The sequence below is a fragment of the Pseudomonas sp. LBUM1644 genome, from assembly GCF_059716195.1.
In genome coordinates this window covers 1,371,795-1,385,537 of sequence record NZ_CP166812.1, presented here as the reverse complement: position 1 = coordinate 1,385,537, position 13,743 = coordinate 1,371,795, and the positions used below count along the sequence as shown (strand labels likewise).

General features: G+C 60.0%; 12 protein-coding genes. 10 read left to right on the top strand and 2 right to left on the bottom strand.

Annotated features, from left to right (window positions below; genetic code table 11):
- Positions 1 to 12 precede the first annotated feature (12 nt).
- Positions 13 to 768, top strand: coding sequence for an L-ornithine N(alpha)-acyltransferase (olsB, locus tag ACA052_RS06315; RefSeq protein ID WP_497648873.1), 756 nt, complete (start codon positions 13 to 15; stop codon positions 766 to 768).
- Positions 768 to 1,559: a lysophospholipid acyltransferase family protein gene (locus tag ACA052_RS06310; protein WP_497648872.1), complete on the top strand. Its 792-nt coding sequence runs from the start codon at positions 768 to 770 to the stop codon at positions 1,557 to 1,559. The genes olsB and ACA052_RS06310 overlap by 1 nt, the downstream gene beginning before the upstream one ends.
- 102 nt (positions 1,560 to 1,661) lie before the next feature.
- Here ACA052_RS06310 and ACA052_RS06305 read toward each other — a convergent pair whose 3' ends face one another.
- A complete protein-coding gene (locus ACA052_RS06305; RefSeq protein WP_497648871.1) occupies positions 1,662 to 2,237 on the bottom strand; it encodes an acyl carrier protein phosphodiesterase in 576 nt (191 codons plus the stop codon).
- Between the two features lie 154 nt (positions 2,238 to 2,391).
- Between ACA052_RS06305 and ACA052_RS06300 the strand changes: the two genes are divergently transcribed.
- From ACA052_RS06300 to ACA052_RS06285, 4 genes are all read left to right on the top strand, one after another.
- Complete coding sequence (locus ACA052_RS06300; RefSeq protein WP_497648870.1) at positions 2,392 to 2,694, top strand: ArsR/SmtB family transcription factor; 303 nt, start codon at positions 2,392 to 2,394, stop codon at positions 2,692 to 2,694.
- Between the two features lie 93 nt (positions 2,695 to 2,787).
- Positions 2,788 to 3,957, top strand: coding sequence for an MFS transporter (locus tag ACA052_RS06295; protein ID WP_497648869.1), 1,170 nt, complete (start codon positions 2,788 to 2,790; stop codon positions 3,955 to 3,957).
- Between the two features lie 21 nt (positions 3,958 to 3,978).
- Positions 3,979 to 5,028: an alkene reductase gene (locus ACA052_RS06290; protein WP_497648868.1), complete on the top strand. Its 1,050-nt coding sequence runs from the start codon at positions 3,979 to 3,981 to the stop codon at positions 5,026 to 5,028.
- Between the two features lie 95 nt (positions 5,029 to 5,123).
- A complete protein-coding gene (locus ACA052_RS06285; RefSeq protein WP_497648867.1) occupies positions 5,124 to 5,375 on the top strand; it encodes a hypothetical protein in 252 nt (83 codons plus the stop codon).
- Between the two features lie 29 nt (positions 5,376 to 5,404).
- On the opposite strand, the gene emhR is transcribed toward ACA052_RS06285, so the two are convergent.
- Positions 5,405 to 6,037: an efflux system transcriptional repressor EmhR gene (gene emhR / locus ACA052_RS06280; protein WP_497648866.1), complete on the bottom strand. Its 633-nt coding sequence runs from the start codon at positions 6,035 to 6,037 to the stop codon at positions 5,405 to 5,407.
- Between the two features lie 266 nt (positions 6,038 to 6,303).
- Between emhR and ACA052_RS06275 the strand changes: the two genes are divergently transcribed.
- The 4 genes from ACA052_RS06275 (at position 6,304) to ACA052_RS06260 (ending at position 13,705) form a co-directional block, all read left to right on the top strand.
- Positions 6,304 to 7,461 carry an efflux RND transporter periplasmic adaptor subunit gene (locus ACA052_RS06275; protein WP_497648865.1) on the top strand — a complete coding sequence of 386 codons (1,158 nt, stop codon included), beginning with the start codon at positions 6,304 to 6,306 and terminating at the stop codon, positions 7,459 to 7,461.
- 3 nt (positions 7,462 to 7,464) lie between these two features.
- Positions 7,465 to 10,614, top strand: coding sequence for an efflux RND transporter permease subunit EmhB (gene emhB / locus ACA052_RS06270; RefSeq protein ID WP_497648864.1), 3,150 nt, complete (start codon positions 7,465 to 7,467; stop codon positions 10,612 to 10,614).
- A complete protein-coding gene (gene emhC / locus ACA052_RS06265) occupies positions 10,611 to 12,071 on the top strand; it encodes an efflux RND transporter outer membrane subunit EmhC (RefSeq protein ID WP_497648863.1) in 1,461 nt (486 codons plus the stop codon). Before emhB ends, emhC begins: the two co-directional genes overlap by 4 nt.
- 374 nt (positions 12,072 to 12,445) lie before the next feature.
- On the top strand, positions 12,446 to 13,705 hold the full coding sequence (locus ACA052_RS06260; protein ID WP_497648862.1) for an OprD family porin: 1,260 nt from the start codon (positions 12,446 to 12,448) through the stop codon (positions 13,703 to 13,705).
- The last annotated feature ends 38 nt before the right edge of the window (positions 13,706 to 13,743 follow it).

Genomic DNA, 13,743 nt, shown 5'->3' with positions numbered 1-13,743 from the left:
CGGAGAATCGCCATGACTCAGATCGCCCGTATCAGCGACACCGGCAACGAACGCCGCCTGCAAGCCGAACGCCTGGTGGGCGCTGAGGCGCTGCAGGAAGCCCAGGCCTTGCGCTTCAACGTGTTCAGCGGCGAGTTCAACGCCAAGCTGAAGGGCGCGGAGCTGGGTCTGGACATGGATGACTATGATGTTCACTGCGCCCACATTGGAGTGCGCGACCTGAACACCGGGCGTCTGGTGGCGACCACCCGTTTGCTCGATCACACGGCGGCCAGCAGCCTGGGCAGGTTTTACAGCGAAGAAGAATTCAGCCTGCACGGCCTGGTCCACCTCAAAGGCCCGATCCTCGAAATCGGCCGCACCTGCGTCGACCCGGCCTACCGCAATGGCGGCACCATCGCCGTCCTGTGGGGTGAACTGGCCGAAGTCTTGAACCAGGGCGGCTATAGCTATTTGATGGGGTGCGCGAGCATTCCGATGCAGGACGGCGGCATACAGGCGCACGCGATCATGCAGCGTCTGCGTGAACGTTACCTGTGCACCGAACACCTGCGTGCCGAGCCGAAAAAGCCGCTGCCGCTCCTGGACATCCCTTCCAACGTCATCGCCGAAATGCCACCGCTGCTCAAGGCCTACATGCGCCTGGGCGCGAAGATTTGTGGCGAGCCGTGCTGGGACGAGGACTTCCAGGTCGCCGACGTGTTCATCCTGCTCAAGCGCGACGAACTCTGCCCGCGTTACGCCAAACACTTCAAGGCGGCTGTGTAATGAGTCGGTTACGGGTGTACGCACGAGTTGCGCGTGTGTTGGTGGTGGTCGCGCTGGGGTTGACCATGGCCGGTGTGTTCGGGCTGTTCGAGCGCTTGGGGATTGCCCATTCGATGGTTCGCCGCCAGCGCTGGTCGCGTTTCTTCATGGCACGGTTGAGCAACGCCCTGCCCTTCAAAGTCACGGTTCACGGCGAGCTGCCAAAGGCGCCGATGCTTTGGGTCAGCAACCACGTGTCCTGGACCGATATCCCGCTGCTGGGCATGCTCACGCCGATGTCGTTCCTGTCCAAGGCCGAAGTGCGCACCTGGCCGGTGGCGGGTTGGTTGGCGGCGAAGGCTGGCAGCCTGTTTATCCGTCGGGGCTCAGGCGACAGTCAGTTGATCCGCAAACAGATGACGCGCCATCTGGAGCAAGCCCATCCGCTATTGATGTTCCCGGAAGGCACCACCACCGATGGCCGTTCGTTGCGCACCTTTCATGGTCGCTTGCTGTCGGCGGCGATTGATTCCGAAGTGAAACTGCAGCCGGTGGCGATCCGTTATCTGCGTGACGGCGAGCATGATTCGCTGGCGCCATTCATTGGCGATGATGATTTGCTCTCGCACTTGATGCGTTTGTTCGCCAATGATCGGGGCGATGTGGAGATTCATCTGCTCAAGCCGATTGCCTGCGAAGGCCGCGAACGTGCGGCGCTGGCATTCGAAGCGCAGCAAGCGGTGCAGAAGGCGTTGTTTGGGGCGTTTCCAGAGATACAGCAAGTCCCGATGCGCCCCGCGATCGCGGCATAAGCACACATCCCCTGTGGGAGCGGGCTTGCTCGCGAAAGCGGTCTGTCATCCATCATTGATGTCGACTGGTACACCGCTGTCGCGAGCAAGCCCGCTCCCACATTAGATTCGCGGCGTTGCGGCGAATGTCTGAAGTTGAGGATAGAACAACCGGAAATCCTCACTCAACGGTTCATACAACACTCGCAACTCCTGCATCGCTGCGGCCAATTCCTCCGGCCGGGTCAAGCGCCGGGAGATCCCTCGCAACACCTGCTCCAGCACTTCGAATTCCTGATAAGACCCTAACCAGTCATTCGCCACCATCTGCGGCGCAATCCGCGCCAGGCGCTCCGGCAACTGCGGCTCGGCGGACAAAACCCGATACACCCCCGACGTGAACCGCGCCAGCGGCTGATCCGAATAAAGCGTCCAGTCCCGTGCCAGGCAGTGGTCGAAAAACACGTCGAGCACGATGCCGGCGTAACGCCGGCGCGTCATGGAAAACCGTGACAACGCTACATCCACCAACGGATGGCGGTCGGTAAAGACGTCGATGCTGCGATGCAGCTGGATGGCCGCTTCGATCTCCGGATCGAACTGCCCTTGCAGCCGCCCTTTGACGAAGTCGCCATACAGACTGCCGAGCAATTGACCGGGGCGCTGGCCACCGAGGTGTAGATGGGCGAGATAGTTCATGCCCGCAGCTTAGCACTGCGGCCCACATATCGTTATAACCCGATATACCGATTTATGCGGTCGTCAGAGCAAAATCATATTGGTATATCGCGAAGCACCGATATAAAGTTCGCTCCATCGCGATATAGCGTTTTACTCATCACGAGCCCAAGCCATGAACCTCGACCTCGACGAAATAATAAAAGCCCTGGCACACCCAGTACGGCGAGAAATCCTGCACTGGCTCAAAGACCCGGACGTTGAATTTCCTGACCAGTCCCACAGCAACGAGCACGGCGTTTGCGCCGGGCAGATCGATCAGCGTTGCGGTTTGTCGCAGTCGACGGTGTCCGCACACCTGGCGACCCTGCAACGCGCCGGCCTGATCAGCAGCCGCAAAGTCGGCCAATGGCATTTTTTCAAACGCAACGAGGAAACCATCCAGGCATTCCTCAGCACCTTCAGTAAAGAGCTCTGACCCTGTGGGGGCGTTCTCAATTGGTTTTCACGCAGCGCCGGGAAAACCAATTGAGAACGCCCCCCACGTCAGCCAGCAGACAAGGAATCCACAATGCCCCTCTCGTTACTCATACTGGCCCTGAGCGCCTTCGCCATCGGCACCACCGAGTTCGTCATCATGGGCCTGCTGCCCAATGTGGCGGCGGACCTCGGTGTGTCGATCCCCGGCGCCGGCTGGCTGGTCACCGGTTACGCCCTGGGCGTGGCCATCGGTGCACCGTTCATGGCGCTGGCCACCGCCAGGCTGCCGCGCAAGGCCGCACTGGTCGCGTTGATGGGCATTTTCATCATCGGCAACCTGCTCTGTGCCGTGGCCGGGGACTACAACGTGCTGATGGTTGCCCGTGTGGTCACCGCCCTGTGTCACGGCGCATTCTTCGGCATCGGTTCGGTGGTGGCGGCTGGCCTGGTGCCTGCCAACAAGCGCGCTTCGGCCGTGGCCCTGATGTTCACCGGCCTGACCCTGGCCAACGTGCTGGGCGTGCCGCTGGGCACCGCGCTCGGTCAGGAAGCAGGCTGGCGCTCGACCTTCTGGGCGGTGACCGTCATCGGCGTGATTGCGCTGATCGGCCTGATCCGTTTCCTGCCGGCCAAGCGCGATGAAGAAAAACTCGACATGCGCGCCGAACTGGCCGCGCTCAAGGGGGCCGGGATTTGGTTGTCCCTGAGCATGACCGCACTGTTTGCCGCCTCGGTCTTCACCCTGTTCACGTACGTCGCCCCGCTGCTCGGTGAAGTCACCGGTGTCTCGCCACGCGGCGTGACCTGGACCTTGATGCTCATCGGCCTGGGCCTCACCGTCGGCAACATCATCGGCGGCAAGCTGGCGGACAAAGGCATGGCGGCGACGCTGATCGGCGTGTTCATCACCATGGCCGTGGTCTCCACCGTACTGACCTGGACCAGCGTTGCCCTGATCCCGACCGAAATCACCCTGTTCCTCTGGGCCACCGCGTGTTTTGCCGCCGTACCGGCCTTGCAAGTGAACGTCGTGACCTTCGGCAAAGCGGCACCGAACCTGGTGTCGACCCTGAACATCGGCGCTTTCAACGTCGGCAACGCACTCGGTGCCTGGGTCGGCGGCAGCGTCATCGCCCACGGTTTCGGCCTGACCAGCGTGCCACTCGCGGCCGCCGCACTGGCGGTACTCGCCCTGCTGGTGACCCTGATTACTTTCCGCCAGAGCGGCGATCCTGAACTGGCTGCTGTTACTTCTAACTGATCTCCAAAAGAGCGCTATTAAATGACGACAATTTTCGATCCGATCAAACTGGGCGACCTCGAGTTGGCCAACCGCATCATCATGGCGCCGCTGACCCGCTGCCGCGCTGACGAAGGCCGAGTACCGAACGCGCTGATGGCCGAATACTACGTACAACGTGCCTCGGCCGGCCTGATCCTCAGCGAAGCCACTTCGGTCACGCCGATGGGCGTCGGCTACCCCGACACCCCGGGCATCTGGTCCAACGACCAGGTCCGTGGCTGGACCAACGTGACCAAAGCGGTCCACGGCGCAGGCGGGAAGATTGTGCTGCAACTGTGGCACGTCGGTCGGGTGTCCCACGAGTCGTACCTCAATGGTGAAGCACCGGTCGCACCGAGTGCCATCGCGCCGAAAGGTCATGTCAGCCTGGTTCGCCCATTGGCCGACTATCCAACGCCACGTGCACTGGAAACCGCTGAAATCGCCGACATCGTCGACGCCTACCGCGTGGGTGCAGAAAACGCCAAGGCTGCCGGTTTTGACGGCGTGGAAATCCACGGCGCCAATGGTTACCTGCTTGACCAGTTCCTGCAAAGCAGCACCAACCAGCGCACCGACCACTACGGCGGCTCCCTGGAAAATCGTGCTCGCCTGTTGCTGGAAGTGACCGACGCTGCGATTGAAGTCTGGGGCGCAGGCCGCGTCGGTGTGCACCTGGCACCGCGTGCTGACTCCCATGACATGGGCGACGACAATCTCTCCGAGACGTTTACCTACGTGGCTCGCGAACTGGGCAAACGTGGCATCGCGTTCATCTGCTCCCGTGAGCAAGAAGCCGGCGACAGCCTTGGCCCACAACTGAAAGAAGCGTTCGGCGGCCCGTACATCGTCAACGAGCGTTTCACCAAGGACAGCGCCAACGCCTGGCTCGCCAGCGGCAAGGCCGATGCGGTCGCCTTCGGCGTGCCGTTCATTGCCAACCCGGACCTGCCGGCACGGTTGAAAGCCGATGCGCCGCTGAACGAGGCGCGTCCTGAGCTGTTCTACTCCAAAGGAGCGGTCGGCTACATCGACTACCCGGCGTTGTAAGCCTGCGCCATTGAAATGCAAAAGCCCCGGTTCGAAAGAGCCGGGGCTTTTTACTTTGGATCAAAAGATCGCAGCCTGCGGCGGCGCCTACATTATTGGAACGCGCCCCTGTAGGAGCTGCCGAAGGCTGCGATCTTTTGATCTTCAGCGTCGGCAGCATCGGCAAATCAAGATCAAAAGATCGCAGCCTGCGGCAGCTCCTACAGGGACCGCGTAGCGAGGGCGACACAAAATTCGTACAAAATATTGAGCCTGCTACCTGTCAACCTGACGAATGGGCGTATATAAAAGCACCCCATTGCCGCATGACGCGTGAAAAACTGTTCATTAATGGCGCCAGCGGTTGACACACGCGGAACCGATTAAGCATGTTGTTTCACTTACGCAGGCTGGGGCTCAGGCGCAGCATGTCCAACCCTGTATCGACCCAACGCTCGGCTTCGATATGCAGTTGAAAACTGTCGGGAGCCAACAGCCACTGATACAGGATGCCATCGATGTAGGCATGCAGGCTGATGGCCGCGCGCGACGTGTCGAGGTTTTCCGGCAATTGCCCCCGATTCACCGCATTTCGCAGCGCCAGGCCAATCCGGTCATTGCATTCGAGGCTGGCCACAACGCGCTGTTGGCGCAGATCGCACATTTCATCGGTGAATTCGCACTTATGAAAAAGAATCTCATTGATGCGTCGGGTTTTCGGGTCCAGGGCAACTTGATGAAACAAATGAATCAGCAGCTTGCGCATGCAGCCCAGCGGATCGAGTTCCTCTTCGCTTTCGCTGGCCTTGGCCATTTCATCCAGCGGCTCGTGCAACGTATCGAGCATGGCTTGAACCAGATCCGCCTTGTTGCTGAAATGCCAGTAGATGGCCCCGCGAGTCACGCCGGCCAGGGTAGCGATGTCCGCCAGTGTCGTGCGCGCCACGCCCCGCTCAAAAAAGGCTTTCTCTGCCGCTTCGAGTATCTGGCTACGGGTTTCTTGAGCTTCCTCTTTGGTACGACGGACCATGGCAGTACAACCTCAATCAGGATGCTTCAGCGATGCCTGAACATCCGCTGAATAAAAGTGGGGCAAACGCTCTTGGGTGTCGTCCCCGGCCTACAATTCGAACCTTTGAAACGGCTTTTGTAACGGTGTGGGTACGCAGCCAAGGTATTTACAAACAACCATGAACGTAAGTATATTCATTAGCAAGCTACTTATCCACTCGACACCCAATTTTTAACCTTCCACCTTTCTTGTGCGTTTCATGCGCGCCTGACCCGAGGATTTTCATGCAATTCAAGCCAGCTGTTACCGCTCTGGTCACTGCCATCGCCTTGGCAGCACTGCTAAGCGGATGCAAAAAGGAAGAGGCCGCACCGGCCGCACCACCGCCTCAGGTCGGCGTCGTTACCTTGCAACCTCAAGCCTTCACCCTGACCTCCGAGCTGCCAGGCCGCACCAGTGCGTACCGCATCGCCGAAGTTCGCCCACAGGTCAACGGCATCATTCTCAAGCGTCTGTTCAAGGAAGGCGGCGACGTCAAGCTTGGCCAGCAGCTCTATCAGATCGATTCGTCGGTCTATGACGCTACGCTGAAAAGCGCTGAAGCCAACCTGCAGCAGACCAAATCGATCGCGGATCGCTACAAGCAACTGGTCAATGAGCAAGCCGTCAGCCGTCAGGAATACGACACGGCCGTGGCCAACCGCATGCAATCGGAAGCCGCGCTGCAAACCGCCCAGATCAATGTGCGCTACACCAAGGTTTACGCCCCGCTCACCGGCCGCATCGGTCGCTCCAATGTGACCGAAGGCGCACTGGTCACCAGCGGTCAGGCTGATCCGATGGCCGTGATTCAGCAACTCGACCCGATCTACGTCGACGTCACCCAGTCGTCCGTCGAGCTGCTTGAGCTGCGTCGTGAACTGGAAAGCGGTCGTCTGCAAAAGTCCGGCGACAATGCGGCCGCGGTCAAACTGACCCTGGAAGATGGCAGCCAGTACAAGCAGGACGGCAAGCTCGAGTTCTCTGAAGTCTCGGTTGACCAGACCACCGGGTCCGTGACCTTGCGTGCGGTGTTCCCGAACCCTGATCACACGCTGCTGCCAGGCATGTTTGTCCACGCCCAATTGCAGGCCGGTGTGAACGCGGCGGCGATCCTGGCCCCGCAACAAGGCGTAACGCGTGACTTGAAAGGTACGCCGACCGCTCTGGTCGTAGGCCCGGACAACAAGGTCGAACTGCGTCAGCTCAAGGCCAGCCGCACCGTCGGCAGCCAGTGGCTGATCGAAGATGGCCTGAAGGCTGGCGATCGCCTGATCACCGAAGGCCTGCAATTCGTCAAGCCTGGCGTCGAAGTCAAGCCAACCGAAGCCACCAACGTCGGCACCAAGAACCCGGCCCCCGCACAGACAGCTGACAAGGCTTCCAGCGGCAAAGGGGAGTAACCCATGTCGAAATTTTTTATCGACCGTCCGATTTTCGCCTGGGTAATTGCCCTGGTGATCATGCTGGTCGGGGCACTATCGATTCTCAAACTGCCGATCAACCAGTACCCGAGCATTGCGCCTCCGGCCATTGCGATCCAGGTGACTTACCCAGGCGCGTCCGCACAAACCGTGCAGGACACCGTGGTTCAAGTGATCGAGCAACAGCTCAACGGTATCGATAACCTGCGTTATGTCTCCTCGGAAAGTAACTCCGATGGCAGCATGACCATTACCGCGACGTTCGAGCAAGGCACCAACTCCGATACCGCGCAGGTCCAGGTCCAGAACAAACTGAACCTGGCCACTCCGCTGCTGCCGCAAGAAGTGCAGCAACAGGGGATCCGCGTGACCAAGGCAGTGAAGAACTTCCTGTTGGTCATCGGCGTGGTGTCGCGCGACGGCAGCATGACCAAGGACGACCTGTCCAACTACATTGTGTCGAACATGCAGGACCCGATCTCGCGGACCGCCGGTGTCGGTGACTTCCAGGTCTTCGGTTCGCAGTACGCCATGCGGGTCTGGCTCGACCCGGCCAAGCTGAACAACTTCAGCCTGACCCCGGTGGACGTCAAGGCTGCCATCGCCGCACAGAACATCCAGGTGTCCTCTGGCCAACTGGGCGGCCTGCCGGCTGTACCCGGCCAGCAATTGAACGCCACGATCATCGGCAAGACCCGCCTGCAGACCGCCGAGCAGTTCAACAAGATCCTGCTCAAGGTCAACAAGGACGGATCGCAAGTACGCCTGTCCGACGTCGCCGACGTTGGCCTGGGTGGCGAGAACTACAGCATCAACGCCCAGTTCAATGGTTCACCGGCTTCCGGTCTGGCCGTGAAACTGGCCAACGGTGCCAACGCCCTCGACACGGCCAAAGCCCTGCGCAAGACCATCGACACGCTCAAGCCGTTCTTCCCGCAAGGGATGGAAGTGGTGTTCCCGTACGACACCACCCCGGTGGTGACCGAGTCGATCAAGGGTGTGGTTGAAACCCTGATCGAAGCGATCGTGCTGGTGTTCCTGGTGATGTTCCTGTTCCTGCAAAACTTCCGCGCCACCGTCATCACCACCATGACTGTGCCGGTGGTATTGCTCGGTACCTTCGGGATCCTCGCGGCTTTCGGTTTCAGCATCAACACCTTGACCATGTTCGGTATGGTGTTGGCCATCGGCTTGCTGGTGGACGATGCCATTGTCGTGGTGGAAAACGTCGAACGGGTGATGAGCGAAGAAGGCCTGTCACCGAAGGAAGCCACCAAGAAATCCATGGGGCAGATTCAGGGCGCACTGGTTGGTATCGCCCTGGTGCTGTCGGCGGTATTGCTGCCGATGGCGTTCTTCAGCGGTTCCACCGGTGTGATCTACAAGCAGTTCTCGATCACCATCGTCTCGGCCATGGCTTTGTCGGTCATGGTTGCGCTGATCTTCACCCCGGCGCTCTGCGCGACCATGCTCAAGGCGATTCCGAAAGGCGAGCATGGCACGCCGAAACGCGGCTTCTTCGGCTGGTTCAACCGTGGCTTCGATCGCAGCGTCAAAAGCTACGAGCGCGGTGTCGGCAACATGCTGACCAACAAAGCCCCGTACCTGCTGGCCTACGTCATCATCCTGGTCGGCATGATCTGGCTGTTCACCCGTATTCCAACGGCGTTCCTGCCGGAAGAAGACCAGGGCGTGCTGTTTGCCCAGGTACAGACCCCGGCCGGCTCCAGTGCCCAACGGACCCAGGTGGTGATCGACCAGATGCGCTCCTTCCTGCTGGAGAAAGAATCCGGCGCGGTAGCCTCGGTGTTTACCGTGAACGGTTTCAACTTCGCCGGTCGCGGTCAAAGCTCTGGCCTGGCCTTCATCATGCTCAAGCCGTGGCATGAACGGGATGCGGAAAACAGCGTGTTCAAACTCGCCGCCCGCGCCCAGCAGCACTTCTTCACGTTCCGCGACGCCATGGTGTTTGCCTTCGCACCACCGGCGGTCCTGGAGTTGGGTAACGCCACCGGTTTCGACGTGTTCCTGCAGGACCGCGCCGGCATAGGACACGACAAGTTGATGGAGGCGCGTAACCAGTTCCTCGGCATGGCCGCGCAGAGCAAAGTGCTCTATCAGGTACGTCCGAACGGTCTGAACGACGAGCCGCAATATCAGCTGGAAATCGATGACGAGAAGGCCAGTGCCTTGGGCATCACCCTCACCAACATCAACAACACCCTGTCGATTGCCTTGGGCAGTAGCTACGTCAACGACTTCATCGACCGCGGTCGGGTGAAGAAAGTGTACGTGCAAGGCCAACCCGGCTCGCGCATGAGTCCGGAAGACATCAAGAAGTGGTACGTGCGCAACGCCGACGGAACCATGGTGCCGTTCTCGGCCTTCGCCAAAGGCAAGTGGATCTACGGTGCGCCAAAGCTGTCGCGTTACAACGGTGTAGAAGCGATGGAAATCCTCGGTGCTCCGGCTCCCGGTTATTCCACCGGTGAAGCCATGGCCGAAGTCGAAGCCATTGCCAAGAAACTGCCGGCGGGTGTCGGTATTTCCTGGACCGGCCTGTCGTACGAGGAACGCCTGTCCGGTTCGCAAGCGCCTGCGCTGTACGCGTTGTCGCTGCTGATGGTGTTCCTGTGCCTGGCGGCGTTGTATGAAAGCTGGTCGATTCCGATCGCGGTCATGCTGGTGGTGCCACTGGGGATTATCGGTGCCTTGATGGCAACCAGCCTGCGCGGCCTGTCCAACGACGTCTATTTCCAGGTGGGTTTGTTGACGACCATCGGTCTGGCCGCGAAAAACGCCATTCTGATCGTCGAATTCGCCAAGGAACTGCATGAGCAAGGGCGTAGCCTGCGCGACGCCGCGATCGAAGCCTGCCGCATGCGTCTGCGACCCATCGTCATGACGTCGCTTGCGTTCGTTCTCGGTGTGGTACCACTGGCCATTTCCACGGGTGCAGGTTCGGGTAGCCAACATGCGATCGGTACCGGGGTAATTGGCGGTATGCTCACCGCCACGATCCTGGCGATCTTCTGGGTTCCCCTGTTCTTTGTCACTGTGTCGTCCATCGGTCAGCGCAAAAAAACCGACCCGGATGACGCCACTGAAACTCCTAAAGAGGCTGGCCAATGAGCAAGTCGCTACTCTCCCTAGCCGTCGCCGCCTTCGTGCTCGGTGGTTGCTCGCTGATTCCTGATTATCAGCAGCCCGCAGCACCCGTGGCGAACCAATACCCGCAAGGTCCGGCGTATTCGCCGGCCCAGGCACCGAACCAGGCTGCCGCCGAGCAAGGCTGGAAGCAGTTTTTCCATGACCCGGCGCTGCAACAGCTGATTCAGGTCGCACTGGAAAACAACCGTGACCTGCGTGTCGCGGCGCTGAACATCGACGCGTTCGCGGCTCAATACCGCATCCAGCGCGCCGACTTGTACCCGGCTGTGTCGGCCAATGGCACCGGCAGCCGTCAGCGTGTTCCGGCGGACGCTTCACAAACCGGTCAAGCGGGCATCACCAGTTCCTATTCGGCCACGGTCGGCATCAGCGCCTATGAACTCGACCTGTTCGGTCGTGTTCGCAGCCTCAGTGAAGAAGCGCTGCAGCAGTACTTCGCCACCGAAGAAGGTCGGCGCAGCACGCAGATCAGCCTGGTGGCCAGCGTGGCCAATGCCTACCTGACCTGGCAAGCCGACAAGGAACTGCTGAAAGTCACCCAGGACACCCTGGGTGCATTCAACGAGAGCTACAAGCTCACCGCCCGCAGCAACGAAGTCGGGGTCGCCTCGGCCCTCGACGTCGCTCAGTCGCGCACCTCGGTGGAAAACGCCCGGGCGCAATTGGCCAAGTACACGCGCCAGGTCGCCCAGGATGAAAACAGCCTGGTGCTGCTGCTCGGCACAGGTATCCCGGCCAACCTGCAGGCGGCCAAGCCGCTGTCTGATGACTTGCTGAGTGACGTACCGCCCGGCTTGCCGTCGGACTTGCTGCAACGTCGTCCGGATATTCTCCAGGCCGAATACAACCTGAAAGCGGCGAACGCCAATATCGGCGCGGCGCGGGCTGCGTTCTTCCCGAGCATCAGCCTGACGGCCAACGCCGGCACCTTGAGCCCGGACTTGTCCGGTCTGTTCAAGGGCGGTTCGGGCACGTGGCTGTTCCAGCCGCAGATCAACCTGCCCATCTTCAACGCCGGCAGCCTGCGCGCCAGCCTGGATTACTCGAAAATTCAGAAAGACATCGGCGTGGCGAACTACGAGAAGTCCATTCAAACGGCCTTCCAGGAAGTCGCCGATGGCCTGGCCGCCCGCCAGACCTACACCGAACAGCTACAGGCGCAACGTGATTTTGTCAGCGCCAACCAGGACTACTACCGTCTGGCCGAGCGTCGCTACCGCATCGGTGTCGACAGCAACCTGACCTTCCTCGATGCCCAGCGCCAGCTGTTCAATGCCCAACAGGTGCTGATCACTGATCGCTTGGCGCAGCTGGTCAGTGCGGTCAATCTGTACAAGGCACTGGGGGGTGGCTGGAACGAGCAGACGGCGAAAAACGAACCGTTGAAAGAAGAAGCGCCGAAGATGAAGTTGTTCTGATAGCGCTGTGAACACAAGAAGCCCACGTTTTGGTGGGCTTTTTGTTGGCTTGGAAAAGGCAAGATCAAAAGATCGCAGCCTGCGGCAGCTCCTACAGAGATCGCGTGTAGGAGCTGCAGAAGGCTGCGATCTTTTGATTTTTGCTGTTCGATAATCGCCCAAAACCCGCTTTTCACGATTGAACCATCCGGTACATTCCCCGCACCATTCGCCGAACAAAACCAATAACAACAGGTTCAACACCATGCCCCAGCGCCCTGCCCTTTCCGGCTGATCTCGCCCCGCTTTTATTTGAATTCGAATCTTGTGTCTGCGACCCCGACGGTTGCGGCATCGCCCCGTTGCATCCCCAAGAATTAGAGAGACCCGAGTACATGAAGCCTTCCACCGCGCACTATTTCGTTCCCAGTCTGATCGCCGCAGCCCTGGCCAGCGTGGCACTGCCCGCGACGGCCGAAGAGTCAGGCTTTGTCGAAGGTGCCAAGGTCAACCTGAACCTGCGCAACTTCTACATCAACCGTAACTTCACCAACCCGACCAAGGCTCAGGGCAAGGCTGAAGAGTGGACGCAAAGCTTCATTCTCGACGCCAAGTCCGGGTTCACCCAGGGCACCGTCGGGTTTGGCATGGATGTGCTGGGGTTGTACTCGGTAAAACTCGACGGCGGCAAAGGCACCGGTGGTACGCAGTTGCTGCCATTGGACCACGACGGTCGCCCGGCGGATAACTTCGGTCGCACCAATGTGGCGCTCAAGGCGAAACTGTCGCAGACCGAAGTGAAGGTCGGTGAATGGATGCCGGTGCTGCCGATCCTGCGCTCGGACGACGGCCGATCCTTGCCGCAAACTTTCCGCGGTGGCCAGATCACTTCGAAGGAAATCAACGGCCTGACGCTCTACGGCGGCCAGTTCCGCCAAAACAGCCCGCGTGACGACAGCAGCATGAGTGACATGTCGATGAGCGGAAAAGCGGCGTTCACCTCCGACCGCTTCAACTTCCAGGGCGGCGAATACTTGTTCAACGAGAAGCGCACGCAGATCGCGCTGTGGAACGCTGAACTCAAAGACATTTACAGCCAGCAATTCGTCAACCTGATCCACACCCAACCCCTCGGTGACTGGACCCTGGGCGCCAACCTTGGCTTCTTCTACGGCAAGGAAGATGGCAGCGCCCGCGCCGGCGATCTGGACAACAAAACCTGGTCGGGCCTGTTCTCGGCCAAGTACGGCGGCAACACCTTTTACGTCGGCCTGCAAAAGCTCACGGGCGACAGCGCCTGGATGCGGGTCAACGGCACCAGCGGCGGCACGCTGGCCAACGACAGCTACAACTCCAGCTACGACAACGCCCAGGAAAAATCCTGGCAAGTGCGCCATGACTACAACTTCGTCGCGCTTGGCGTACCGGGCCTGACCCTGATGAACCGCTACATCAGCGGCGACAACGTCCACACCGGCACCCTCACCGACGGCAAGGAATGGGGACGCGAAAGTGAACTGGGCTACACCGTGCAAAGCGGCGCGCTAAAAGACCTGAACCTGAAATGGCGCAACTCGACCATGCGCCGGGACTACAGCAACAACGAGTTCGACGAAAACCGGTTGATCGTCAGCTACCCGATCAGCCTGCTTTAAAATCAAAAGATCGCAGCCTGCGGCAGCTCCTACAGGGG

What these genes read in the sequence shown, in the direction of transcription:
- emhB (WP_497648864.1), top strand. Translation starts at nt 7,465, where the DNA reads ATGTCGAAATTTTTTATCGACCGTCCGATTTTCGCCTGGGTAATTGCC.
- emhR (WP_497648866.1), bottom strand. Translation starts at nt 6,037, where the DNA reads ATGGTCCGTCGTACCAAAGAGGAAGCTCAAGAAACCCGTAGCCAGATA.
- ACA052_RS06290 (WP_497648868.1), top strand. Translation starts at nt 3,979, where the DNA reads ATGACGACAATTTTCGATCCGATCAAACTGGGCGACCTCGAGTTGGCC.
- emhC (WP_497648863.1), top strand. Translation starts at nt 10,611, where the DNA reads ATGAGCAAGTCGCTACTCTCCCTAGCCGTCGCCGCCTTCGTGCTCGGT.
- ACA052_RS06305 (WP_497648871.1), bottom strand. Translation starts at nt 2,237, where the DNA reads ATGAACTATCTCGCCCATCTACACCTCGGTGGCCAGCGCCCCGGTCAA.
- ACA052_RS06310 (WP_497648872.1), top strand. Translation starts at nt 768, where the DNA reads ATGAGTCGGTTACGGGTGTACGCACGAGTTGCGCGTGTGTTGGTGGTG.
- ACA052_RS06275 (WP_497648865.1), top strand. Translation starts at nt 6,304, where the DNA reads ATGCAATTCAAGCCAGCTGTTACCGCTCTGGTCACTGCCATCGCCTTG.
- olsB (WP_497648873.1), top strand. Translation starts at nt 13, where the DNA reads ATGACTCAGATCGCCCGTATCAGCGACACCGGCAACGAACGCCGCCTG.
- ACA052_RS06295 (WP_497648869.1), top strand. Translation starts at nt 2,788, where the DNA reads ATGCCCCTCTCGTTACTCATACTGGCCCTGAGCGCCTTCGCCATCGGC.
- ACA052_RS06260 (WP_497648862.1), top strand. Translation starts at nt 12,446, where the DNA reads ATGAAGCCTTCCACCGCGCACTATTTCGTTCCCAGTCTGATCGCCGCA.
- ACA052_RS06300 (WP_497648870.1), top strand. Translation starts at nt 2,392, where the DNA reads ATGAACCTCGACCTCGACGAAATAATAAAAGCCCTGGCACACCCAGTA.